At 70.0% G+C, this 21,395-nt stretch carries 23 protein-coding genes; 9 read left to right on the forward strand and 14 right to left on the reverse strand.

The window, feature by feature from the left end; genetic code table 11:
- Positions 1-319: 319 nt before the first annotated feature.
- A complete protein-coding gene (locus tag ABDZ66_RS05495) occupies positions 320-1,309 on the reverse strand; it encodes an alpha/beta fold hydrolase (RefSeq protein WP_343756973.1) in 990 nt (329 codons plus the stop codon).
- Between the two features lie 252 nt (positions 1,310-1,561).
- Here ABDZ66_RS05495 and ABDZ66_RS05500 point away from each other — a divergent pair, with 252 nt between their 5' ends.
- Positions 1,562-2,566 (forward strand): polyprenyl synthetase family protein, encoded by a 1,005-nt coding sequence (locus tag ABDZ66_RS05500; protein WP_343756975.1) that lies wholly within the window; start codon positions 1,562-1,564, stop codon positions 2,564-2,566.
- A gap of 328 nt (positions 2,567-2,894) precedes the next feature.
- On the opposite strand, the gene ABDZ66_RS05505 is transcribed toward ABDZ66_RS05500, so the two are convergent.
- From ABDZ66_RS05505 to ABDZ66_RS05530, 6 genes are all read right to left on the reverse strand, one after another.
- Entirely contained in the window at positions 2,895-3,716 is an 822-nt protein-coding gene (locus tag ABDZ66_RS05505) for an N-formylglutamate amidohydrolase (protein WP_343756977.1), read from the reverse strand.
- A gap of 46 nt (positions 3,717-3,762) precedes the next feature.
- A complete protein-coding gene (locus ABDZ66_RS05510) occupies positions 3,763-4,875 on the reverse strand; it encodes a LysM peptidoglycan-binding domain-containing M23 family metallopeptidase (protein WP_343756979.1) in 1,113 nt (370 codons plus the stop codon).
- Positions 4,876-4,935: 60 nt separating this feature from the next.
- Entirely contained in the window at positions 4,936-5,373 is a 438-nt protein-coding gene (dtd, locus tag ABDZ66_RS05515) for a D-aminoacyl-tRNA deacylase (RefSeq protein WP_343756981.1), read from the reverse strand.
- Between the two features lies 1 nt (position 5,374).
- Entirely contained in the window at positions 5,375-5,659 is a 285-nt protein-coding gene (locus tag ABDZ66_RS05520) for a DUF1844 domain-containing protein (protein WP_343756983.1), read from the reverse strand.
- An 85-nt stretch (positions 5,660-5,744) separates the two neighbouring features.
- A complete protein-coding gene (locus tag ABDZ66_RS05525) occupies positions 5,745-6,422 on the reverse strand; it encodes a uracil-DNA glycosylase (RefSeq protein ID WP_343756985.1) in 678 nt (225 codons plus the stop codon).
- A 71-nt stretch (positions 6,423-6,493) separates the two neighbouring features.
- Positions 6,494-6,904: a hypothetical protein gene (locus ABDZ66_RS05530; RefSeq protein WP_343756987.1), complete on the reverse strand. Its 411-nt coding sequence runs from the start codon at positions 6,902-6,904 to the stop codon at positions 6,494-6,496.
- A gap of 461 nt (positions 6,905-7,365) precedes the next feature.
- Between ABDZ66_RS05530 and ABDZ66_RS05535 the strand changes: the two genes are divergently transcribed.
- The gene (locus tag ABDZ66_RS05535) at positions 7,366-7,986 is read left to right on the forward strand and encodes a C40 family peptidase (protein ID WP_343756989.1); all 621 of its coding nucleotides are present in this window, start codon (positions 7,366-7,368) and stop codon (positions 7,984-7,986) included.
- A 277-nt stretch (positions 7,987-8,263) separates the two neighbouring features.
- Here ABDZ66_RS05535 and ABDZ66_RS05540 read toward each other — a convergent pair whose 3' ends face one another.
- Both ABDZ66_RS05540 and ABDZ66_RS05545 read right to left on the reverse strand, forming a co-directional pair.
- Entirely contained in the window at positions 8,264-8,926 is a 663-nt protein-coding gene (locus ABDZ66_RS05540; protein WP_343756991.1) for an outer membrane lipoprotein carrier protein LolA, read from the reverse strand.
- 143 nt (positions 8,927-9,069) lie between these two features.
- The gene (locus tag ABDZ66_RS05545) at positions 9,070-10,134 is read right to left on the reverse strand and encodes a hypothetical protein (protein WP_343756993.1); all 1,065 of its coding nucleotides are present in this window, start codon (positions 10,132-10,134) and stop codon (positions 9,070-9,072) included.
- Positions 10,135-10,209: 75 nt separating this feature from the next.
- Here ABDZ66_RS05545 and ABDZ66_RS05550 point away from each other — a divergent pair, with 75 nt between their 5' ends.
- The 7 genes from ABDZ66_RS05550 (at position 10,210) to ABDZ66_RS05580 (ending at position 15,881) form a co-directional block, all read left to right on the forward strand.
- A complete protein-coding gene (locus tag ABDZ66_RS05550; RefSeq protein ID WP_343756995.1) occupies positions 10,210-10,710 on the forward strand; it encodes an LEA/WHy family protein in 501 nt (166 codons plus the stop codon).
- A gap of 76 nt (positions 10,711-10,786) precedes the next feature.
- The gene (locus ABDZ66_RS05555) at positions 10,787-12,016 is read left to right on the forward strand and encodes an amidase (RefSeq protein ID WP_343757133.1); all 1,230 of its coding nucleotides are present in this window, start codon (positions 10,787-10,789) and stop codon (positions 12,014-12,016) included.
- Positions 12,013-12,462, forward strand: coding sequence for a hypothetical protein (locus tag ABDZ66_RS05560; protein ID WP_343756997.1), 450 nt, complete (start codon positions 12,013-12,015; stop codon positions 12,460-12,462). The genes ABDZ66_RS05555 and ABDZ66_RS05560 overlap by 4 nt, the downstream gene beginning before the upstream one ends.
- A 63-nt stretch (positions 12,463-12,525) precedes the next feature.
- Positions 12,526-12,984, forward strand: a complete 459-nt coding sequence (locus tag ABDZ66_RS05565) for a hypothetical protein (RefSeq protein ID WP_343756999.1) — start codon at positions 12,526-12,528, stop codon at positions 12,982-12,984.
- 125 nt (positions 12,985-13,109) lie between these two features.
- On the forward strand, positions 13,110-14,489 hold the full coding sequence (miaB, locus tag ABDZ66_RS05570) for a tRNA (N6-isopentenyl adenosine(37)-C2)-methylthiotransferase MiaB (RefSeq protein WP_343757001.1): 1,380 nt from the start codon (positions 13,110-13,112) through the stop codon (positions 14,487-14,489).
- Positions 14,490-14,629: 140 nt separating this feature from the next.
- A complete protein-coding gene (locus ABDZ66_RS05575) occupies positions 14,630-15,223 on the forward strand; it encodes a hypothetical protein (protein ID WP_343757003.1) in 594 nt (197 codons plus the stop codon).
- Positions 15,224-15,332: 109 nt separating this feature from the next.
- Positions 15,333-15,881 carry a hypothetical protein gene (locus tag ABDZ66_RS05580; protein WP_343757005.1) on the forward strand — a complete coding sequence of 183 codons (549 nt, stop codon included), beginning with the start codon at positions 15,333-15,335 and terminating at the stop codon, positions 15,879-15,881.
- A gap of 57 nt (positions 15,882-15,938) precedes the next feature.
- Here the strand turns inward: ABDZ66_RS05580 and ABDZ66_RS05585 are convergent, their stop codons facing one another.
- From ABDZ66_RS05585 to ABDZ66_RS05605, 5 genes are all read right to left on the reverse strand, one after another.
- Positions 15,939-16,889 (reverse strand): ring-cleaving dioxygenase, encoded by a 951-nt coding sequence (locus tag ABDZ66_RS05585; protein WP_343757007.1) that lies wholly within the window; start codon positions 16,887-16,889, stop codon positions 15,939-15,941.
- A 189-nt stretch (positions 16,890-17,078) separates the two neighbouring features.
- Positions 17,079-17,597 (reverse strand): DinB family protein, encoded by a 519-nt coding sequence (locus tag ABDZ66_RS05590; protein ID WP_343757009.1) that lies wholly within the window; start codon positions 17,595-17,597, stop codon positions 17,079-17,081.
- 125 nt (positions 17,598-17,722) lie between these two features.
- A complete protein-coding gene (locus ABDZ66_RS05595) occupies positions 17,723-18,904 on the reverse strand; it encodes an acetyl-CoA C-acyltransferase (protein ID WP_343757011.1) in 1,182 nt (393 codons plus the stop codon).
- Between the two features lie 45 nt (positions 18,905-18,949).
- Positions 18,950-19,258 (reverse strand): hypothetical protein, encoded by a 309-nt coding sequence (locus ABDZ66_RS05600; RefSeq protein ID WP_343757013.1) that lies wholly within the window; start codon positions 19,256-19,258, stop codon positions 18,950-18,952.
- A gap of 5 nt (positions 19,259-19,263) precedes the next feature.
- A complete protein-coding gene (locus ABDZ66_RS05605) occupies positions 19,264-21,366 on the reverse strand; it encodes a 3-hydroxyacyl-CoA dehydrogenase NAD-binding domain-containing protein (RefSeq protein ID WP_343757015.1) in 2,103 nt (700 codons plus the stop codon).
- Positions 21,367-21,395: the final 29 nt, after the last annotated feature.

The following is a 21,395-nucleotide window of genomic DNA, read 5'->3' on the forward strand; positions in this document are numbered from 1 at the left end:
GTACGTCCTGACCGGGATGGAGCAGGACGGACTCCTGCTTAAGGCCGCGTGACACGACATCGGCAGGGAAGTGGAAACTCTTGGTGGAGAGAGGGAAGCGGGGGGCGCGGTGTTCATGGCCTGCGACACGATAGTTCACCGGGCGCCGGGCCGCCGCAGCGCTGGCCTTCACGTTGGGGGGGGAGGACCCGCCCCCCGCCGGGGGCTGCCATGGCTGATCTCGCGGGGGCTGGCACTGGGGGAGCTGGCATTGAGGGGGCTGGCACTGGGGGGGGTTGGCCGCACGGGGGCTGCCCGGACGACCCCCGGGCCGCGCCGGTCAGCGGCGGGCGGTCCAGAAGGCGTCGAGCGCGGCTTTCACCTCGGGCAGTTTCTCGAAGTGCGGCAGGCCGTCGGTGCCCTCGATCCTCACGGCCTGCACGCCGCTCTTCTGCGTGAAGTCCTGCAGGCGGTCGAAGGACACGAACCCGTCCTGGTCATACAGGACCAGCGTGGGGATGCTCAGGCGGCTGTACAGGTCGGCGTAGGCGTCCGGGGTGAACAGCCGCCCGCTGATGAAGTAGAGGGGCGCGTACTTCGCGCCGGGCTGGCGGGTGGTCTCGACCGAGTAGTCCACCAGCCCGGCGTCGACCGGTCCGCGGAACGAGCGGCTCAGGAAGTACTCGATGCTCAGGCGCGTGCGGATGAGGGCGTACAGCGGCGTGCCGAAGGTGTTCAGGCGGTCGTAGAGTTGCTGGCCGCCGTCGTCGGCGGTGGCTTCCTGCGTGCCGCCGCGCGGGTTGCCCAGGCCGCTGGGGCTGATCAGCGCGAGGCTGCGAACGCGCGGGTCGAGCAGCGCGGCGCGGGCCGCGAACTCGCTGCCGAGGCTGAGGCCGACCACGTCCACGTCAGTGTTCAGTTCCCTGATCAGGGCGTTCAGGGCGGCCGTCATGAGTTCTTTGGTGTACGTCACGTCGGGGCGGTCGCTGCTGCCGAAACCCGGCCATTCCAGTGCGTACACCGGGCGGGTGCCCACGTAGGCGTCCCAGACGGGTTTCATCTCGTAGGCGCTGGCGGCGGCGTTCACGCTGCTGGTCAGGACCAGGGGTCGGCCCTGGCCGCGCGGATCGGCGTAGTACGCGACCCGCCCGAAGTCCGGGATGGTCAGGTAGCGCCGCTCGCCGCTGAGGGCAGGTCGCAGGGTGGACGCCGCCTGGGTGGCAGGGACAGGGGTGGGCGCGGCCGTCTGAGCGGCCGCCACGGCCCCCAGGGTCAGGCCGGTGATCAGCAGCGCGGCGCTCAGGATGCGGCGGGCAGGCAGAGGGTTCATGTCTTCATGCTTTCCTGTCCTGCTGCGGTTGACTGTCTGGCCGGGTACAGGTCCGCGGGGGGGTGATACGGACTCCGGTTGAACGGGTGACCAACACCGTTCCATCCGGGCGGAGGCGACTCGCAGAGCTGCTCCGCAGAGGAGGAGCGGGGCGGGCTGCCGGACGTGGAGCTGGCCATCCGGTGAAGTTCCGGCTTGTCGGCGAAAGAAACGGCAGTCCGTATGAGGGGTCAGGCGGTAGACTGCGCGGCGATGCGTGCCGATCTGCTGTCCCGTGTGTTCTCGCTGCTGCCCGAACGGTCGGACCGTCCGGAGCTGACCGGGTATTACGACATGCTGCGCGACTACCCGGCGCGCGGCGGCAAGGGGATCCGCAGCGAACTGCTGCTCGCCAGCGCCCGCGTGCACGGCGCGCAGCCGGAACCCGATCCCGCGCCGGGCACGCCGTGGGACGCGGCGCTGTGGCTGGCCACCGGACTGGAGATGTTCCAGAACTGGGTGCTGATCCACGACGACATCGAGGACGACAGCGAGGAACGCCGGGGCCGCCCGGCCCTTCACCGCCTGCACGGCGTGCCGCTGGCCATCAATGCCGGGGACGCCCTGCACGCGTACATGTGGGCCGCCGTTCACCGGGCGGGCGTGCCGGGCGGGATGCAGGCGTTTCTGGACATGATTCACCGCACGGCGGAGGGGCAGCACCTGGACCTGTGCTGGGTGGAGGGCCGCCGCTGGGACCTGCGCGAGGACGACTACCTTCAGATGGTGCGCCTGAAGACCGCGTACTACACGGTGGTCGTGCCGCTGCACCTGGGGGCGCTGGCGGCGGGAGCGCAGCCGCACGCCGGGTTTCACGCGGCGGGGCTGGCGCTGGGCGCGGCCTTCCAGATCCGGGATGACGTGCTGAACCTGAACGGCGACCCCGTGAAGTACGGCAAGGAGATCGGCGGGGACCTGCTGGAAGGCAAACGCACCCTGATCGTGCTGCACTGGCTGGCGCGCGCGCCGCGCGAGCAGCGCGAGGTGTTCCTGGAGCAGATGCGCCGCGACCGCCCCGCCAAGGACCCGGCCGTGATCGCGCAGATTCACGGGTGGCTGCTGGAGAGCGGCAGCGTGGCCCACGCGCAGGCCACTGCCGACGCCCTGGCAAGCGAGGGCCTGAGCCTGCTGGAAGACGCGCTGGGTGGCTTGCCGGACCCGGCGGCGGCGCAGCAACTGCTGGGCGTCATCCGGGAACTGGCGACCAGGGACGCCTGATCCGGACGGACGTCTGTCTCGCCGACACCCCGGAACATCACCGACGCTGCCAGCTCCACGCCCGGCAGCCCGCTTCTGCTCCCGCCCGCTCGGATCGAAGGGTCCTTGTAGCCCCTTCAACCGGGGTCCGTATGAACCCGGCAGCGGGCAGGGCTCATGCAGATTCCGTCTGTTTCGTTGACAACCCGGAACGGCACCGGGTCGTCAACGCCACGTCCGGAACCCGTTTCTCTCCTCCTCTGCGGAGCAGCTCTACGAGTCGCATCCGCTCGGATTGAATGGCTTTATAAGCCATTCAATCCGAGTCCGTATCAGCAGCGCGGCAGGTTCAGGGCAGGAGGTTCAGGGCGGCGTGCGCGAACACGCCGAACGCGGCGTTCAGGGCGCGGATGGCCGGGTCGATGGGCTGACCGCCTTGCAGGTACAGGCCGGCGTTGAATTCGATGCCGAAGGCGGGCACGCCGCTACGGGCGCTGTGCGTGAGACTGAGGGTGTCGGTCGCCCAGGGTTCCCCGATCGTGACGCGCGGGTCGGGGCTGGCGGCGATGACCGGCGCGAAGGCGTCCTGGCAGGCGCGCTGCAGTTCTCTCCACAGCGCGTGCGGGTAGGTGGACTGCGCGGGCGTGCCGGGCATCAGGCAGATGGCCGGGCGGGGGCTGCCGGTGTCCAGTCCCAGCGCGGGGCCGGTGGGGGCCATGGAGTGCCCCACGATCATCAGGCCCGCGCCGACCAGTTCGGCGCTCAGCTGGGCATTGAAGGGGTCCCAGATGCGCCGCAGCCGCGTTTCGCGGGTGTCGTCGCCGGGCGTCCATCCGGCCGGGTACAGGGGCGCGCGGTCGAAGCCCATGACCTTCAGAACGCCGTTGTCGTCACGGTCGTCGCGTTCGCGGTTCAGGTCGGCGGCGAAGCGGCTCCAGGGGGCCTGGGCGTGGCGCGCGCCGGGCACGCTGAACAGCAGGTCGGTGTAGGGGTCGCCGTCCAGGAAGATGCGGCGCAGGAACGCCTCGCGGCGGGGCGTGTCGAAGGCGTCGTCGCCCAGCATGTCGCGCAGCACGTCGGCCGGGATCTGCCCGGAGGGGTGCGGCGTGACGATCAGCAGCCGGTCTGTGCGGGACAGGTCGCCTGTGGGGTGGCCGGGCGCGGAGGTCATGCGCGGAGCATAGCGCCGCCCGGCCGGGGTGCAGGGGTGATTCAGGTCAGCGGGGCCACAGGCGGTTCATCCACCCGGCGGGGTTGGTGCCCTCGCCGCGCACGCGCAGTTCGAGGTGCAGGTGCGGCCCGGCACTCAGGCCGGTGCTGCCGACCTCGCCGATCTTCTGGCCGCGCGTGACCTTCTGCCCGACCTTCGCGGTCACGCGGCTCTGATGGAAGTACAGGCTGGCCACGCCCGCCCCGTGGTCGATGACGACCAGCCCGCCCCGCACCGGGTAGCGCCCGGCGATCACGACCGTGCCGTCGTTCACGGCCAGCACGGGCGTTCCGGCCCTGGCGGGGTAGTCGGTGCCGAAGTGGTACGCGACCGGGCCGCCCGCCGTGTACGTGCGCGGCTGCCCGAAGGAACTGCTGGTGGGGCTCACGCCGCTCAGGGCCGGGGCGAAGGGCCGCGTCCAGGCCTGCGGGGTGCGCCGGGCGTAGGCCTTCTCGACCAGGGCGTCCTCGGCCTTGCGGCCCGGGTCGACCAGCACGCCGCTGATCTGCGGGGGCAGGTTCAGGTGCTGGATGGGCTGATCGAGTCCCACGACCGGAATGCGGCCGCGCACGAGTTCGCCGCCCACGCTGACCTCGAACACGACCGGGGTGGTCTTGCCCAGGACCACCCGGCCCGGCACGACGAACTCGCCGGCCGCCCCGATGGGTTTCAGGATCTCATTGGGTTGCCGGACGTCCTCGCCGATCTCGCTGGGGAAGCGCACGGTGGCCTGCGCGGCCCGCGCGCCGCTGAGCTGCACGGTGAACGCCTCGCCCATGCGCAGACTGCCGGGCACCGTGATGTTCACGCCGGCGATGCGGGCCGTGGCGGGTGTGGGCGCCAGCTGTTCTGGCGGCAGTGGGGCGGGCAGGCCGGGTCGGCTGTTCGCGGCGGGCGGCGTCTGCGCCGGGCGGGCGGGCGTGGCCGCCTGACCGGGCAGGCGCAGTTCCTGCCCGACTTCCAGGGTCGTGCTGCCCAGGTTGTTCAGCTGCATGAGCGCCTCGGGCGTGGTGCCGTTGGCGCGGGAAATCGAGTACAGCGTGTCGCCGGGTTTGACGGTGTAGGCCGCCGCGCCGCCCACCAGGAGCAGCGCGGCCAGCAGCAGGGAGCGGCGGTTCATGCCCAGAAGGATAGCTGCCCCGCGCGTGAGAAGGCCTTCAGGCGGACCTGACCGGCAGGTCTACAGGTCGAGGGTCAGGGTGACGGGGCCGTCGTTCGTCAGGTCGAGGACCATGTGCGCGCCGAACACGCCCTCTCCCACCGGAAGGTCCAGGTCACGCAGCGCGGCGTTGAAGGTGCCGTACAGCGCGCGGGCCTGTTCGGGCGGGGCGGCCCCCGTGAAGCTGGGGCGGTTGCCGCTGCGGGTGTCGGCGTACAGCGTGAACTGACTGACGCTCAGGACGCCGCCGCCGATGTCCTGGACGCTGCGGTTCATCTTGCCGTTCCCGTCGTTGAAGATCCGCAGTTTGGCGATCTTGGCGGCCAGGGCGCGGGCCGTTTCCTCGGTGTCGCCGGGCGCGACGCCCAGCAGGACGAGCAGGCCCGGGCCGGTCTGCCCCGTGACCTCACCCTCGACGGTGCAGGTGGCGCGGGTCACGCGTTGCAGGGTGGCGCGCACGTCAGTTCTGCGCCGCGCCGCCCTGCGGAGCGGTGTTCAGGCGTTCGCGGACGCTGCCGATGGCGTCCGTGAGCAGGTCCGCCTCGGTGAAGTCGAGGTTCCCGCGGGTCTTCTCGGCCAGCATGGTCAGCAGTTTCAGGCTGCGCTCGGCGGTCTGGCGGGCGCGGCGTTCCTCCAGCAGGCCGTCGCGGGCGGCGCTGGCGGTCGCGGCGTTCAGGTCGCCCAGCGCCGCCTCGGCGGTCGCCTGCAATGAGTTGACAAGTCCAACGAATTCCGGGTGAGGCATGCGCCGAGCATAGCGGCCGCAGGCGGGGGCGGGTGTCTGCCCGGTGACGGTGGGAGCAGGGAGGGGGTGAGGGCAGGAATCAGAATCAGAACAGGCCGGGTTGGCCCTGCATGTCCGGCGGGGCGGGGTCCGCGAAGGGGCCCGGTGCGTGGTCGCCGCGCAGCACGGCCGCCGCCTCGCGGATGTCCCGCCAGGTCAGGCTCTTGGGACCACCGGGCGCACGGGTGTCGCGGCGCAGCAGGTAGGCGGGGTGCAGCAGCGGCATCAGGGGCGCGGCGTACGTCCCGCCCTGCCCGTCGTCGTGCCGGTACTGAAACCACTGGCCGCGCAGGGCTCCCATGCCCAGACGGGTGTCGAGCAGGTACGCGGCGGCGGTGTGCCCGACTGCCAGGATCACGCGGGGGCGCAGCAGGGTCAGTTGCGGTTCCAGCCAGCGGGCGGCGCAGGTGCGGGCCTCGTGCGGGAGGGGGTCGCGGTGGCCGGGCGGGCGGCATTTGACGACGTTCGTGAGGTACGCCTCGTCCCGCCCGATGCCGGCGGCGTGCAGGATCCGGTCGAGCAGTTGCCCGCCGGGGCCCACGAAGGGCCGGCCCGTCCGGTCCTCGTGCGCGCCGGGGCCCTCACCGACGATCAGCAGCGGCGCGTCGGCGCGGCCCTCGGCCACCACGACCTGCGTGCAGCCGGCCCGCAGGTCGCAGGCGCGGCAGGCGCGGTTCTGGCCTTCCAGGGTCGGCAGGTCGCGGGCGTCGGGGAGCGCGGTCACGGCCGCAGGATAGGGGGCGGCGCGGCCGGTTTCTGTGACGCGGCGTCTGACCGCGCCGGCAGGGGGCGGCCTTACCGGGCGGGCTGGCTTTCCTGGGTGTTCTGGGGGGCCGGGGCGACCGCGCCGAGTTTCGGTCGTTTGCTGCGCGCCTCGCGGCGGGTCTTGGGGTCCAGGCCGATCAGCAGGAAGAAGTTCTCGAGGGCGTTCTCCTGCCCCTTGATGTCCGGGTGTTCGTGTTCGGGGGTGCCGGTCACGAAGGGCAGGGCGCGGTAGAGGTCGAGGGCGTGTCCGATCACCTCGTCCGGGGCGTGGGTTTCGGCGTGCGTGCCGAGGCGGGCGTAGATCTCGCGGCGGCTCTCGGCGTGTTTCAGGAAGGCGTCCGGGTGGGGGGTCTCGGCGGCGCGCAGCATGTCCTGGCGGGCAATGCGCCGGTAATGCTTCAGGCCGATCTGGATCTGTTCGGTGGTCATGGTTTCCTTCATGCTGTCCTCCAATGCACCGTGGTGGGCTGGTGGGGGCCGCTGTGGCCGGGGGCGGGAGTGCTTGTGCCGAGTATAGCCGGGGGCCGGCGAAATCGACGGGCTGCGCGGGTGGCGCGGGTCCTGTGTTCGGCCCGGCGGGATCGCTGCGCGGGCCCCGGCGGGGTGCTGTGGCAGCCGGGTCAGGGTGGGGTCGGCGGCAGCGGACGCCCGTTTTCTCTCATAATGAGTGGATGGTGATGAAGTGGAAAAACCGTCATTTGTTCTGGATCCCGCTTCAGAAGGTCAAAAATCCGCCACAAGGTGCATGAGCTTCAATCTGAGAAAGCTGAGCCAACTGCCGGAAAGTGACCCGCCGACCACCCGGTCATGAACGCATAAACACCGTATAGGCGCATACCAGAGGCCGGTTTCCCCATGAATGAAGGACAAATAAATAAAGGCAGGATAAACTTCAGGCGTCGATGAAACCCTTCCACGTACTTCTGACTGCTCTTGCCCTCTGCGGCACCGCCAGCGCCACCAGCTACACCGTCAAGGCCGGCGACACGCTGTACTCGATCGCCAAGGCCACCGGCGTGGACGCCAGCACGCTGATGAAACTGAACAGGCTCGGCAGCAGCACCATCAACGTCGGTCAGAAGCTCAACGTGGGCGGCGCCAGCGCCAGCACCCCCGCCGCCCGTCCCGCGGCCGCCGCGCCCGCCCCGCAGGGCGGCACCTTCGTGCGGGCCGCCGCCACCCGCTACCTGGGCATCCGCTACGTGCTGGGCGGCACCGGCAACGGCGGCATCGACTGCAGCGGCTTCACCATGAACGTGTTCCGCCAGATGGGCATCAACCTGCCCCGCACCGCCGCCGCCCAGTGGCGCGTCGGCAGCGCCGTCAGCCGCCGCGACCTGCGCGCCGGAGACCTGGTGTTCTTCAACACCATGGGCCGCACCGCCAGCCACGTCGGCATCTACCTGGGTGACGGCATGATGGCCAACGCGAACTCCTACCACGGCCGCACCATCGTCGAACCCCTGTTCGGCAACGCCTACTGGGCCAGCCGCTACGACGGCGCCCGCCGCGTCCTGAACTGAACGCACGCCGGACGTTTCACCGACACCCCCCGCCCATCCCGGCGGGGGTTTTTTCATGCCGCGGCCCAGACAGGGACCGGGCCCGGCATCACCTGGGATACCGGGCCGCACCACGCTGGGAGTCGGGTTCCTGGGAGTGGGTTATACGGACTCCGATTGAATGGCTGACAAAGCCGTTCAATCCGAGCGAAGCGAGTGGGAGAAAACCGGGTTCCGGACGTGGAGTTCACAGATCGGTGGTGTTCCGATCTGTGAACGAAACAAACGGCAGTCCGTATTACTGGCGGATGATCTGTGCGTCTTTCGGCAGGGCCCGGATCCCGGCGGCGCTCAGGCCGGCGTTCACGCGGTAGTTCGAGACGTTCAGGTCGGCCAGGGTCTTGCCGCCGCTGTTCAGGATCTGAATGCGGGTGGGCCGCCAGCCGTCCTCGGTGATCCACACGCGGGTGCGGTCCGTGCCGCCCGACCGGGGCGTGGCTTCCAGCTGGAACAGGCGCTTGCCGGCGCTGCCGCTGGTGCCCAGCAGTTTCACGTTGTAACTGGCGAGCATGCTGGCGGTGTTGCTCAGCTGCGTGAAGTCCAGGCTCAGGCCGGCGCTGCTGGCGGCCTTCTGGGCGCTGGTGACGGTGATCTGATTGGTCAGGTACATGTACTGACGGATCTCGTTCTTGTCGGCCACGACCACGTTGTCGGCCAGGGCGTCGGGCGCGGCGAACTGCACGCGGGCGACGTTCTGCGCGGGAATGGCCTTGATGGTCAGGTCAATCTTCTGGCTGCTGGTATCCAGGGTGGCGTTGCCGCTGAGACGGAAGGACACGTCCCTGGCGGCCTTCTGGGTGGCGTCCACCCGGTTGATGATGTCCTGCGCGGTCTGGGCGCCGGCCACCGAGCCGAGGGCCAGCAGGGCGGGGGCCAGGAGGGTCAGGGGGAGTTTCTTCATGCCTGCCAGTATCCCGTCCGTCCTCATGAGAAGGGGTCCAGGCACCTGACGGCAGGTTCATCCAGGGAACGTAAAAATGCGCTGCTGGACACAGTCGAGCGGTCCAGCAGCAGGGGCGGGCTTCCCCCGGCGGGGGCGGACCCTCAGGGCAGCGGCAGCGAGTACCCGACCCGCACCCCGAAGCCCGCCTGCCCGCGCAGGGTGCGTCCGGCGCTGGCCTCCAGGGTCAGGGTGCCGCTGCCCGCCGGGAGGCTGGCACTCACACCCGTGCGCAGCGGGGAACTGACGGTCCGCCACGGCTCGTAGGCGGCGTACAGGCGCACGCTGCTGCCGTCACCCAGCAGGTCCGGCGCGGACAGGCTTCCGGTCACGCCGAAGGTCTTCGGGCCCGCCAGGGCGTCCACGCCCACGCTCAGGCCGCTCTCGGCCGCGTAGGTCAGGCCGCCGGTCAGGCCCAGCACGTCCCGCCCGGCCAGGACGCCCGAGCGCCACGTCAGGGTGCCGGTCTGCTCGGTCTCGGGCAGGGTGTCGTCCATGGCCAGGGGATCGGTATCGGGGTTGCCGGTGGTCGCCGGTCCGGTCGTGGCGGGATCCGCAGCGGCCTCCGGAACGCCGGCCGCGTCGGGTTCCGTCAGGGCGGGAGGCACGGGCCGTGTCAGGACGCGGCGGCCCTCCACGCCCACGCTCAGCTGAGGTTGCGCCCCCAGCTCACCGCCCAGCACGGCGATCAGGTCACGGTTCACGCGGTAACGGGCGCCCAGCACGGCGTTCCAGCCGCGTTCGCGCAGGTCCGCCGGGGCCTGCGCGAACGGGGCGAGCGGGTCCACGTCCGTGACGGGCGCCGTGAAGTACGCGCCCGCGAGGTTCAGCGCGACCGGTCCGAGCCCGGCGCTGGCGCGGCTGTCCACGCGCACGCCACCCTGCCACGTGACGGCGAGGTCCGTGCGGGCCGTCGCGGCGCCCAGCGGCGGCAGGCTGAGGCTGCGGACGTACCCGACCTGCGCCGCGCGGCTGCCCAGCGCGGCCGACACCTGCCCGCCCAGCAGGTCCAGCTCCGAGACGCCCACGCGCCCCCACAGTCCGGCGTCCGGGGCGCGGTACGCCACGCCGAAGTCCAGCGTGGCGGCCGGCGCGGACGTCACGAGCAGCGCCGCGCCGAGCGTGACGGGCAGCAGACGGAAACGGCCGGAACGGGGTAGGGGTCGCATGCAGGCAGCGTAGCGCAGCCGGAACCTGACGCGCCCGGTCAGGTTCCGGCGTGGGGGGCGGGGTAGCCTGGGCACATGCGCCTGCTTCCTGCCGCCGTCCTGGGCACCGCCGCCCTGTCCCTGAGTGCCTGCGCGCCCCTGCAGCAGATCCTGCAGGTGCCCCGCGTGGACGTGCAGAACGTGTACCTGCAGAGCCTCACGCTGCCCGGCGGGTTCGGGAACGCCCCGGTCGCGAACCTGACCCTGAACCTGCGGGTCACGAATCCCAACCCGCTGCCCCTGCGCCTGGCGAACCTCGCGGGGACACTGGTCATCGACGGGGCCGAGGTGGGGCAGGTGTCGTTCCCGAATGTCGCCATTCCCGCCAGCGGCGTGGCCGAGCAGCGGGCCGACGTGTCCATTCCCGTCACGCTGAACACGGCCGCGTCGTTCCTGAAGGTGGCGCGCGGGCAGCTGGTCACGTACCGCGTGGACGGCGGGTTCACGGCAGATTTCGGGCCGCTGGGCCTGCAGGACTTCGGGCCGTTCACGCTGGCGCAGGGGCAGTGGAAGCAGGCACCCATCCTGCCGTTCTGAGCCTCCCGCCGTTCTGCGCGCCCGGGCGGTACGTTACCCTGTACCGGTGACCGATCCCGCCCGCCCCGATCACCCCATGCCAGTGACCCCGGACGCCGTCAGATCAGACGCCAGCGACCCGCAGCGGGCCTGGGCGTTCCGGCCCGCGTCTCCCCTGCCCGGCGTGCCGGGCGGGCCACTGTCGGGCCTGACCTTCAGCGTGAAGGACCTGTTCGGCGTGCCCGGCTGGCCGCTCCGCGCCAGTACCCGCGCGCCCGTCCCGGACCCCGGCCAGAGCGTGCTGGTGCGCCGCCTGCTGGACCTGGGGGCCAGCGCGACCGGCAAGACGCACCTGCACGAGATCGCGCTGGGCATCACCGGGGCCAACGGCTTCGGCGGGACCACTCACCCCACCCTGCCGGGGCGCGTGCCGGGCGGCAGCAGCAGCGGCGCGGCCGTCAGCGTGGCGCTGGGGCAGGTGGAGTTCGCGCTGGGCACCGATACCGGCGGCAGCATCCGCGTGCCCGCCGCGTGGTGCGGCGTGCGGGGCTACAAGCCCACCAAGGGGCACGCCGACTGGAGCGAGGCGGGCGTGCTGCCCCTGTCGGGCACCTGCGACCACACCGGGCCACTGGCCGCCGACCTGCGGACCATCATCCGCGTCCACGGGGCCCTGACCGGGCAGCCCGTGCCCCCGCAGGACTGGGCGGGCCGGCGCGTGGGCCTGTGGCTCCCGGACGGCTGGGTCACGCCGGACGTGCGCGCCGCCGTGCTGGGCGTGGCGGGCACCCTGGAGGGCCTGGGCGCGACCGTGACGCCCGTGGACTTCCCGGAAGTGCTCGACGCGTACTCGCCCATCGTGCTGAGCGAGGCGGCCGCCGTTCACCGGGACGCCCTGACACTGGACGAGCCGGGCTTCCTGCCGTTCACGCTGGCCGCGCTGCGGCAGGGCGCGGCCCTGAGTGCCGACGAGGTGCAGGCAGCCTTCGCGCGCCGCGCCGCGTACCGCCAGCAGCTGGACGCCCTGCTCGGCACCTTCGACGTCCTGCTGGCCCCCGCCGTGCCCACCCCGCCCCCCCACACCGGGCAGGACGAGGTGGACCTGCCGGGCGGCCCGCTCCCGCTGCGCCGCGCCGTGCTGCGCCTGACCGCGCCGTTCAGCCTGCTGGGCGCCCCGACCGCCGCGCTGCCCACCACGCACCACGCGGGCGGCCAGCCGTTCGTGGGCGTGCAACTCGTCGGGCGGCACGGGCAGGACGACACGCTGCTGGCCCTGGCCCACGCACTGGACACCGCCCCGGCCACGGGCACCCCGAACCCCGCGTGAAACGCGCCGCCCTCCCCCTGGCGACTCTGGCGCTGCCGGTCCTGCTGGCCGCCTGCGCCCCAACCACGCAACCCGCCGCGCAGCCCGTGTACTCGTACGCGGGCGAGGCGCGGTTCCTGCTGACCCCGCAGAAGATCCGCGTGACGTACACCGTGGACCCCGTCACGCACGAGGCGCGCGGCGAGTACCGCAACCTGACCAGCGGCGGCACCTTCACCCTGCGCGGCACGCAACTCCCCAGACCCGGCGGCGCGGCCACCCTGACCGCCACCATCGACCCCGGCGACACGCCCCGCCTGAACGCCAGCCTGCTGGGCTTCGGCGTCAGCAACGTGCCCCTCAGGGCCAGCGGGCTGCTGGGCGCCACCGTCACGGACACCCTCCTGAGCGGCACCCTGACCGTGGGCGGCGTGAAGCACAACGTGACCCTGCGCGCCGAACGCTGAGCGCACCCGCATCAGGCGCACGGCATCAGGCCCGCTTCATGAGGGGTGCGTACGCTGCGGCCCATGCGCCGCCACCCCGCCCCCCTCGCCCTGACCGCCGCCCTGCTACTCCCGCTGGCCCTGAGCAGTTGCGCGTTCGGCGCGTACTTCCCACCCACCACCCCCCTGGAACGGCAGATCAGCGGCGTGTACGAGGGCGTCGGCATCGGCCCCACCGGACGCGTCCCGTACCGCCTGACCCTCGGCCTCGTCGAACGCGACGGACGCGCCAGCGGCAGCCTCGTGAACCTCGAAAGCCGCAAAGTCTACACCGGAAGCGGCCCCTTCAGACGACTCGCCGACGGCACCGAACTCACCCTGACCCTCTACGAGAACGGCACCCACCGCGCCAACCTCTCCCTCATCCGGCACGACACGGACGGCACCGTCACCCTGGACGGCCACCTGCGCACCGTCCTCCTGGGCCGCGAAGCCCTCGGGTACACCCTGCAACTCCGGCCCATCCCACCAGCACAGCCCTGAGCCGCCCGCCCCACCCCCGGCGCACCCGTGACGCTGCGCTAGACTGCCCTCCGACCGCCCAGCGCGACACAACGGGCAGGCAAAGGCCCCGGAATCCATCCGACCGGCTGAGAGGAGAGACACACATGAAGGCAATGATCGTCACCTACGGGTGTCAGATGAACGAGTACGACACGCACCTGGTCCAGTCGCAACTCGTGAGTTTCGGGGCGGACATCGTGGACAGCGTGGACGTCGCCGATTTCGTGCTGCTGAACACCTGCGCCATTCGCGGGAAACCCGTCGAGAAGGTCCGCAGTCTGCTGGGCGACCTGCGCAAGATCAAGGCCCGCCGCCCCCTGGTGATCGGCATGATGGGCTGCCTCGCGCAACTGGAAGAAGGACAGCAGATGGCCCGCAAGTTCGGCGTGGACATCCTGCTCGGGCCGGGCAGCCTGCTGGACATCGGCAAGGCGCTGGAAAGCAACGAGCGCTTCTGGGGACTGGCATTCCGGGACGAACTGCACGACCACGTCCCCCCCGCCCCGGCCGGACAGTTGCAGGCGCACCTGACGATCATGCGCGGCTGCGACCACCACTGCACGTACTGCATCGTGCCCACCACGCGCGGCCCGCAGGTCAGCCGCCACCCGGACGACATCCTGCGGGAACTGGACCTGCAACTCGCGGCGGGCGTGCAGGAAGTCACGCTGCTCGGCCAGAACGTCAACGCGTACGGCGTGGACCAGGGCGCCCGGCTGGGCGGCTACCCCACCTTCGCGAACCTGCTGCGCATGGTGGGCCGCAGCGGCGTGCGCCGCGTGAAATTCACGACCAGCCACCCCATGAACTTCACCGAGGACGTCGCCGCCGCCATGGCCGACACGCCCGCCATCTGCGAGTACGTGCACCTGCCCGTCCAGAGCGGCAGCAACCGCGTCCTGCGCCGCATGGCCCGCGAGTACACCCGCGAGCAGTACCTCGCGCACGTCGCGGACATCAAGAAACACCTCCCGCACGTCGTGCTCGCCACCGACATCATCGTCGGCTTCCCCGGCGAGACCGAGGACGACTTCGCGCAGACCCTCAGCCTGTACGACGAGGTCGGGTACGACAGCGCGTACATGTTCGCGTACAGCGCCCGCCCCGGCACGCCCAGCCACAAGCACTTCGACGACCTCCCCCGCGAAGTGAAAACCGAACGCCTGGAACGCCTGATCGCCAGGCAGAAAGACTGGAGCGCCCGCAAGAACGCCGCCAAGGTCGGCACCACCCAGGAAGTCCTGATTCGCGGCGAAGCGCACAGCGACGGCTTCCTCGAAGGGCACACGCGCGGCAACCACCCCACCATCGTCCCCGCCGCCATCGGCGCCACCGGCCCCGGCGTGTACTCCGTCCGAATCGACCACGCCACGCCGCACATGATGTACGGCACGGTCCTCGGCCCGGACGGCCACCCCCTCCCGCAGGTGCCGCGCCTGGACCCGCAGGCCGCCGCCCTCAGCGCCCCCCTCAGCATGGCCTGACCCGCCCGCACCACACGGCCCGCCCCGGCACGCCCGGCGGTGGGCCGCCCCACTGCACCGCCACGCCGCATTCACGGAACTGAAGGTTTCCTCAGCGGCGCGTCACACCCGGATCAGACTGGACAGGCAAAGTGAGAGGCATGAAGAAACTGATGCTGGCTGCGGTGGGATTGACGGGCATTCTGGCAAGTTGCGGTTCGTTCGGAGCCGCACCGGACGGCACCAACGCCGTGATGCGTAAAGTCACGACGGAGTACAAGATCGCGGGAACTGACCCCGCACGTTTCGTGGGCTGTGACCGGATTACCAACCCGACGGATGGACGTGCGACGGACACCCAGGTAGTCGTCAACTTCACGGCTGCTGGCAACCTGTCCAAAGTGGATGTAGCTATCGTCGGAGCCTCTGGTACGAAGAAGACCCAGACCATTCAGGCTGCTGACCTAAAGAAGAATGCCAACAACGACTATCAGGCTATTTTCGAATTTAAATCCGCGAGCAATGATCTGATCCCCGCAAGCATCATCGTCAGCCCCAACCCCCAATTCAGAGAGCCTCGCAATGTAACCGTGGACGGTCGTGACCGAGTCGGCAGCTTCCATGCCGAGATCCTGGTGTACACAACCGGTGGCGACACCTTCCCCATCACGAGCAAAAATTTGGGCAGCGACGGCAATATTGACGTGTACAGCAAGTGCACCCTTGCCAGCACGGCTCAGCCGCTCAGCCAGTAAGCTCCTGCTTCATACCGGCCCCTGCTTCGTGTGGGGGCCTGTTTGTTTTCTCAGGTTCGCTGAGGAATTCATCACATTCCGGTCAGGTTCGGCGGGCACAGTGAGAGACATGAAGAAACTGGCATTGACGGCACTCGGACTGACGGGCCTCCTGGCGGGTTGCGGGGCAACGGTGGTGATCGGCACTTCTGATCCGGTGCGGAATTTCCGCCTGGTTTCGTATCAGAGTCAGTACACGCTGCCGTCTGATTACGTGGATACGGCGACGGGTACGCGCTACCCGAAAGGGACTTCGATCATCTGCGACAACTGGAACACGCGCCTGAGCGTGACGCTCGACTGGGACGGCACGGTGGACTTGGTGGGGGCGCGACTGGTGGGCCGGGATTCCGGGCAGACGCGCACGGTGTACTCGACGCCGCTGGGTGACATGTACTCTGACGCCCCAACGGTGTTCGAGTTCGTGGTCGGGCCGAACACCGCGCCTCTGAGCGTGGGGAAGGGTGGGGTCAGTGCGCAGGCGATCGTGGTGACGCCCGTGAACACGTTCACGGTGAAGGGGGCGACGTTCGTGGACGTGCAGGCCCAGTCGTCGGACGGTACGAACAGCCCGGTGCGTCAGAGCGTGCAGGCACTTCCTGTGGCGAACTGCTCCTGATCTCTGACCTGTGAGCGCCGCCCCCACCAATTGATGGTGGGGGCGGCTTCTTTCATGTCAGGTGAGGGGGGTGAGGCCGGCTTCGATCTGGGCGCGGCGGGGTTCGAGGAACGGGGCGAGGATCAGGGTTTCGCCCAGGTGGTCGGGGTGTTCGTCGACGGTGAAGCCGGGGCCGTCGGTGGCGAGTTCGATCAGGATGCCCTGCGGTTCGCGGTAGTAGATGCTGTGGAACCAGTGGCGGTCGACTTCGCCGCTGGTGCGCAGGCCCAGGCTGGTCAGGTGGGTGTTCCAGTCGTGGTACTGGTCGTCCTGGACGCGCAGGGCGATGTGGTGGACGCCGCCGGCGCCGGGGCGGGCGGGGGGCATGGCGGGGTCGATGCGCAGGTGCAGTTCGGCGTGCGGGCCGCCTTGCTGCATGGCGTAGACGTGGATGGTGCGCGTGGGTTGTTCGGGGTCGGGGTACGTGCCGGCGGGGGTCATGTGGTAGGCGCGTTCGAGGACGCGGGTGGTGGGGAACAGGTTCGGGAGGGTGAGTTCGCTGGGGCCGAGGCCGTGAATCTGTTTGTCGGTGGGGACGGTGCTGCCTGTCCAGGGGGTGCCGTGCGGGCCGCCCTGCACGAGGCTGAGGCGCTGGCCTTCGGGGTCGTTGAAGTCGAGGTGGGGGCGGCCGTGGCGGGTGGTGGGGGTGACGGTCAGGCCGTGGGCCGTGAGGTGCGTGTGCCACCAGTCGAGGGTGCCGTCGGGGATGCGGAGGCTGGTGCGGGTGACGCTGTTGTTGCCGGGTTGTTCGGGTGGGACGGGCCACTGGAAGAAGGTGAGGTCGCTGCCGGGGGTGCCGGCGCTGTCGGCGAAGAAGAGGTGGTAGGCGGTGACGTCGTCCTGGTTGACGGTTTTCTTGACGAGCCGCATGCCGAGGACGCCGGTGTAGAAGGCCAGGTTGGCGCGGGCGTCGGCGGTGACGGCGGTGACGTGGTGCAGGCCGTGCGGGGTGAGGGGCGTGGTGGTCATGCCCACAGAGTAAATCGTTTGACGTTAAGCGATTGTGACGAGCCGACAGCTGTCATACGGACTCCGATTGAATGGGCTGCAAAGCCCGCTGGGTCCGAGCGAAGCGAGTGGGAGCTGGGCGGGTTCCGGACGTGGAGTTGGCAACCCGGTGCTGTTCCGGGTTGTTAACGAAACAAACGGCAGTCCGTATCACACCGCACCCTCCACGTCCCACGCACCGCCCCGCACCACCCGCCGCTCCCAGCCCAGCACGTCCCCCTCCTCCACGTCCGGCACGCCCAGCACCCGCAGCAGGTGAATCAGCTGCGCCCGGTGATGCATCGAATGCGTGATCACATGCGCGATCCCACCCCCGAACGACTTGCGCCGGGGCGGATCATCCAGCACGTCCACCCAGGTGTCGTCCAGCCGCCCCTCCGCCTGCACGTGCCGCGCCAGCGCCGCCAGCTGCGGCCCCACCACCTCCAGCCGCCGCGCCAGCTCATCCAGACCGACCCGATCACCCGGCCCCTCGCGCGGCGGGACGCTGCCCATCAGGTCCGTCCAGACCTCCATGTTCCGCACGATGTGCGCCAGCGTCGCCCGCACCGTCCGCCACCCCAGCTCGAACGGCTCATCCAGCTGCGCCTCGCTCAGGAAGCGCGCCTGATCCAGCAGCCGCCCCGTCGTCCACGCGTCATGCCCCAGCAACCGCTCCAGCAGATCCATAGCGCACTCTACCCACGCCCAAACAGAAAGCGGGCCGCAGGGTCACCCCCACCGCCCACTTCCCACCACCGCCTTTCGCGGCTTCTCGTTCCACTCGGTTCAGGGCGCCGCCCTGAACGCCGCCCTCACAGCACTTCGAACAGACCCGCCGCGCCCATGCCGCCCCCGATGCACATGGTCACGACCACGTGCTTCGCGCCGCGGCGTTTGCCTTCCAGCAGCGCGTGCCCGGTCAGGCGCGCACCGCTCATGCCGTACGGGTGCCCGATGCTGATGGAACCGCCGTTCACGTTGTACTTCTCCGGGTCGATGCCCAGCGTGTCCCGGCAGTACAGGGCCTGCACGGCGAACGCCTCGTTCAGTTCCCACAGGTCGATGTCGTCCACCTTGAGGCCGTGACGCCTGAGGAGTTTCGGCACGGCGAACACGGGGCCGATGCCCATCTCGTCCGGTTCACAGCCCGCGACGGCAAAGCCCTTGAACAGACCCAGCGGGGCGAGGCCGCGCTCGCGGGCCATGTCGGCGTTCATGACGACCACGGCCGCCGCGCCGTCACTGAGCTGACTGGCGTTCCCGGCGGTGATCACGCCCCCCTCGAACACGGGTTTCAGCTTGCCCAGGCCCTCCAGGGTGGTGTCGGCGCGGTTCCCCTCGTCCAGCGTGCGGGTCACGGTCTGGTCACTGATCTCGCCCGTGGCCTTGTCCTGCACCTTCATGGTCGCGGTCATGGGCACGATCTCATGCTCGAACAGTCCTGCCTGCTGGGCGCGGGCGGTACGCATCTGCGAGTGGTACGCGTACTCGTCCTGCGCCTCGCGGCTGATCCCGTAACGCCGGGCGACAATCTCGGCGGTCTCCAGCATGGGCATGTAGATCTCGGGCTTGTGCTCCATGAGCCACTCGCCCCGCAGGCGGTACTTGTTCGCGTGCTCGTTCTGCGTCAGGCTGATGCTCTCCAGGCCCCCCGCCACGAACACGTCACCCTGACCGGCCATGACGCTGTTCGCGGCGGTCGCGATGGTCTGCAGGCCGCTGGAGCAGAAACGGTTCACGGTCTGCCCCGCCACGCTCACGGGCAGCCCGGCCCGCAGCGCGATCTGCCGGGCAATGTTGCTGCCGGTCGCGCCCTCCGGGTTCCCGGCGCCCATGATCACGTCCTCGACCTCGGACGGATCGATCCCGGCCCGCTGCACCGCGTGCAGAACAGCGTGCGCGCCGATATCGGAGCCGTGCGTGTCGTTCAGGAAGCCCCGGTAGGCCTTGCCGATGGGGGTGCGGGCAGTGGAAACAATGACAGCGTCTTTCATGGTGGAACTCCTGGGTCGGTGAGGGGGCGGGTTCAGCGGGTGGGTTTACCGCAGGGTGCGTTCGCCGCTGAGCGTGCAGAGAATGGCGTGTGGGCTGTGCTGCTCGATCTGGTCTGTCAGCGTGAAGAACGCGTCCCGGTAGGTTTCAGGCGGCGCGGACGGCCCGTGCAGCGCGAACAGGTGAGTGTACGACCTTGTCTGTTCCTCGCGGGTGCCGATGCGGCGCACCATCTCGCCCAGAGCCTGCGGGTCGGTCGGCATGGCCCGCAGGGTGAACGGCGGGTGAATCAGCGCGGTCAGTCTCGGTACGTCCGCCCCGGCAGGGAGCAGCAGCAGGGCGTCCGGGACGTCCATGTGGGTCAGGCCCGGCCTTTCTCGGCGTCGTACTGCGCGAAGGTCTTGCCTTCCTCGGCCAGTCGCTTCAGCAGGGGGGCGGGCGTCTGGCCGTACTTCTCCAGGTCCGCGACCACGCTGCTCAGGCCCTGTTCGCTGGCGTACTGCATGGGACCGCCGCGGTAGGCGGGGAAGCCGTACCCGTAGATGTAGATCACGTCGATGTCCCCGGCGCGCTGCGCGATGCCTTCTTCCAGGATCTTGGCGCCCTCGTTCACCAGGGAGTACGCGAGGCGCTTGGTGCTTTCCTCCTGGGTGATCTCGCGGGGCGTGATGCCCTTCTCGGCGCGGTAGTCCTCGATGAGTTTCTGCATGTCGGCGTTGGGGATGGGCCGGCGGGTCTCGTCGTAGTCGTAGATGCCGCCCTGCGTCTTCTGGCCCTTGCGGCCGGTTTCGACGATCCGGTCGAGCCAGCCGTCGGGTTTGGGTTTCCCGGCGACCTTCGCCTGGTGCTGGCGGATGGCGTACCCGATGTCCAGGCCGGCCATGTCGCTCATCTGGAAGGGACCCATGGGGAGGCCCAGGGCGTTCATGCTGGCGTCCACGTCCTGGGGTCGGGCGCCTTCCTCGACGAGTTTGCGGGCCTCGTCGCCGTAGCGGTGGACCATGCGGTTCCCGACGAAGCCGTCGCAGACGCCGACGACCACGCCGACTTTCTTGATCTTCCTGGCGAGGGCCATGCTGGTCGCCAGGACGGTGTCGCTGGTCTTCTCGGCGCGCACGATTTCCAGCAGTTTCATGACGTTGGCGGGGCTGAAGAAGTGCAGGCCGATCACGCTTTCGGGGCGGCTGGTGACGCTGGCGATCTCGTTCACGTCCAGGGTGCTGGTGTTGGTCGCCAGGATCGCGCCGGGTTTGGCGATCCCGTCGAGTTTCGTGAAGATGTCCTTCTTCACGTCCATGTTCTCGAACACGGCCTCGATGATGATGTCGGCGTCTTTCAGGTCGCCCATGTCCAGCGTGGGGGTCAGGAGGGCCATGCGCGCCTCGACGTCCTCCATGCTCATGCGGCCTTTTCTGGCGGTGTTCTCGTAGTTGCGGCGGATGACGCTCAGGCCACGGTCCAGCGCTTCCTGCTGCGTTTCGACGATGGTGACGGGAATGCCGACGTTCAGGAAGTTCATGGCGATGCCGCCGCCCATGGTGCCCGCCCCGATGATCCCGGCCGACCGGATCTCGGTGGTGGGCGTGTCCCTGGTGATGCCGGGAATCTTCGCGCTTTCACGTTCGGCGAAGAAGATGTGGCGCAGGCCGCGGCTCTGGGGGCTGTCCTTGGCTTCCATGAACCTGGTCGCCTCGGCGTCCCAGCCTTCCTGGAAGGGGACGGTGGCGGCCATCTCGGCGAGGTCCACGATCAGCGACGGTGACAGCTGCCCACGGTGCGTTTTCTTGATGCCCTGGCGGGCAGCGGCGAACACGTCGGGGGTGGCGCCGGGCACGCTGCGTTCGCTGATGCGCGGCAGGGGGCGGGCGTCGGCCATCTCGCGGGCGAACTCGACCGCGCCGGCCAGCAGGTCGCCGTCGATCAGGCGGTCGATCAGGCCCAGCTGGCTGGCTTCCGTCGCCCTGATGGGGTTGCCGCTCAGCATCATGTCCAGTGCCTTGGCGGCGCCCACCACGCGGGGCAGGCGCTGCGTGCCGCCGGCGCCGGGCAGGACGCCCAGTTTCACCTCGGGCAGACCGACCTGCGCGCCGGGCACGGCCACGCGGTACGTGCAGGCCATGGCGAGTTCCAGGCCGCCGCCGAGCGCGGTGCCGTGGATGGCGGCGACGGTGGGTTTGGTGAACGCGTCGAGTTTCTGGATGGTGCCGCGCAGGTCCGGGGCCTGCTCGCGGGGCATGTCGAAGGTGCGGATGTCGGCCCCGGCGACGAAGGTGCGCCCCCCGCCGATGATGACCACGGCCTTCACGCTGTCGTCGGCGGCGGCGGCGTCCAGTCCGGCTTTCAGGCCCTCGGGCACGCCGGGCGAGAAGGCGTTCACGGGCGGGTTGTTGATGGTCAGGATGAGGACGTCGCCGTCGCGGGACGGCTGCACGAGACTGGGCTGGCTGGACTCGGGGGTGCTCACGGTAGGGCCTCCTGGAAGAGTGTGTTGCG

Origin of the sequence: Deinococcus depolymerans, from assembly GCF_039522025.1 — a bacterium.
Classification (GTDB): Bacteria; Deinococcota; Deinococci; order Deinococcales; family Deinococcaceae; genus Deinococcus; species Deinococcus depolymerans.

Bases quoted from the DNA above. Each gene is read 5' to 3' on its own strand.
- ABDZ66_RS05565 (WP_343756999.1), top strand. From the start codon at position 12,526: ATGCGCCGCCACCCCGCCCCCCTCGCCCTGACCGCCGCCCTGCTACTC.
- ABDZ66_RS05520 (WP_343756983.1), bottom strand. From the start codon at position 5,659: ATGCCTCACCCGGAATTCGTTGGACTTGTCAACTCATTGCAGGCGACC.
- ABDZ66_RS05545 (WP_343756993.1), bottom strand. From the start codon at position 10,134: ATGCGACCCCTACCCCGTTCCGGCCGTTTCCGTCTGCTGCCCGTCACG.
- ABDZ66_RS05595 (WP_343757011.1), bottom strand. From the start codon at position 18,904: ATGAAAGACGCTGTCATTGTTTCCACTGCCCGCACCCCCATCGGCAAG.
- ABDZ66_RS05535 (WP_343756989.1), top strand. From the start codon at position 7,366: ATGAAACCCTTCCACGTACTTCTGACTGCTCTTGCCCTCTGCGGCACC.
- miaB (WP_343757001.1), top strand. From the start codon at position 13,110: ATGAAGGCAATGATCGTCACCTACGGGTGTCAGATGAACGAGTACGAC.
- ABDZ66_RS05540 (WP_343756991.1), bottom strand. From the start codon at position 8,926: ATGAAGAAACTCCCCCTGACCCTCCTGGCCCCCGCCCTGCTGGCCCTC.
- ABDZ66_RS05580 (WP_343757005.1), top strand. From the start codon at position 15,333: ATGAAGAAACTGGCATTGACGGCACTCGGACTGACGGGCCTCCTGGCG.
- ABDZ66_RS05505 (WP_343756977.1), bottom strand. From the start codon at position 3,716: ATGACCTCCGCGCCCGGCCACCCCACAGGCGACCTGTCCCGCACAGAC.
- ABDZ66_RS05550 (WP_343756995.1), top strand. From the start codon at position 10,210: ATGCGCCTGCTTCCTGCCGCCGTCCTGGGCACCGCCGCCCTGTCCCTG.
- ABDZ66_RS05585 (WP_343757007.1), bottom strand. From the start codon at position 16,889: ATGACCACCACGCCCCTCACCCCGCACGGCCTGCACCACGTCACCGCC.
- ABDZ66_RS05575 (WP_343757003.1), top strand. From the start codon at position 14,630: ATGAAGAAACTGATGCTGGCTGCGGTGGGATTGACGGGCATTCTGGCA.
- ABDZ66_RS05590 (WP_343757009.1), bottom strand. From the start codon at position 17,597: ATGGATCTGCTGGAGCGGTTGCTGGGGCATGACGCGTGGACGACGGGG.
- ABDZ66_RS05555 (WP_343757133.1), top strand. From the start codon at position 10,787: ATGCCAGTGACCCCGGACGCCGTCAGATCAGACGCCAGCGACCCGCAG.
- ABDZ66_RS05530 (WP_343756987.1), bottom strand. From the start codon at position 6,904: ATGAAGGAAACCATGACCACCGAACAGATCCAGATCGGCCTGAAGCAT.
- ABDZ66_RS05510 (WP_343756979.1), bottom strand. From the start codon at position 4,875: ATGAACCGCCGCTCCCTGCTGCTGGCCGCGCTGCTCCTGGTGGGCGGC.
- ABDZ66_RS05495 (WP_343756973.1), bottom strand. From the start codon at position 1,309: ATGAACCCTCTGCCTGCCCGCCGCATCCTGAGCGCCGCGCTGCTGATC.
- ABDZ66_RS05600 (WP_343757013.1), bottom strand. From the start codon at position 19,258: ATGGACGTCCCGGACGCCCTGCTGCTGCTCCCTGCCGGGGCGGACGTA.
- ABDZ66_RS05500 (WP_343756975.1), top strand. From the start codon at position 1,562: ATGCGTGCCGATCTGCTGTCCCGTGTGTTCTCGCTGCTGCCCGAACGG.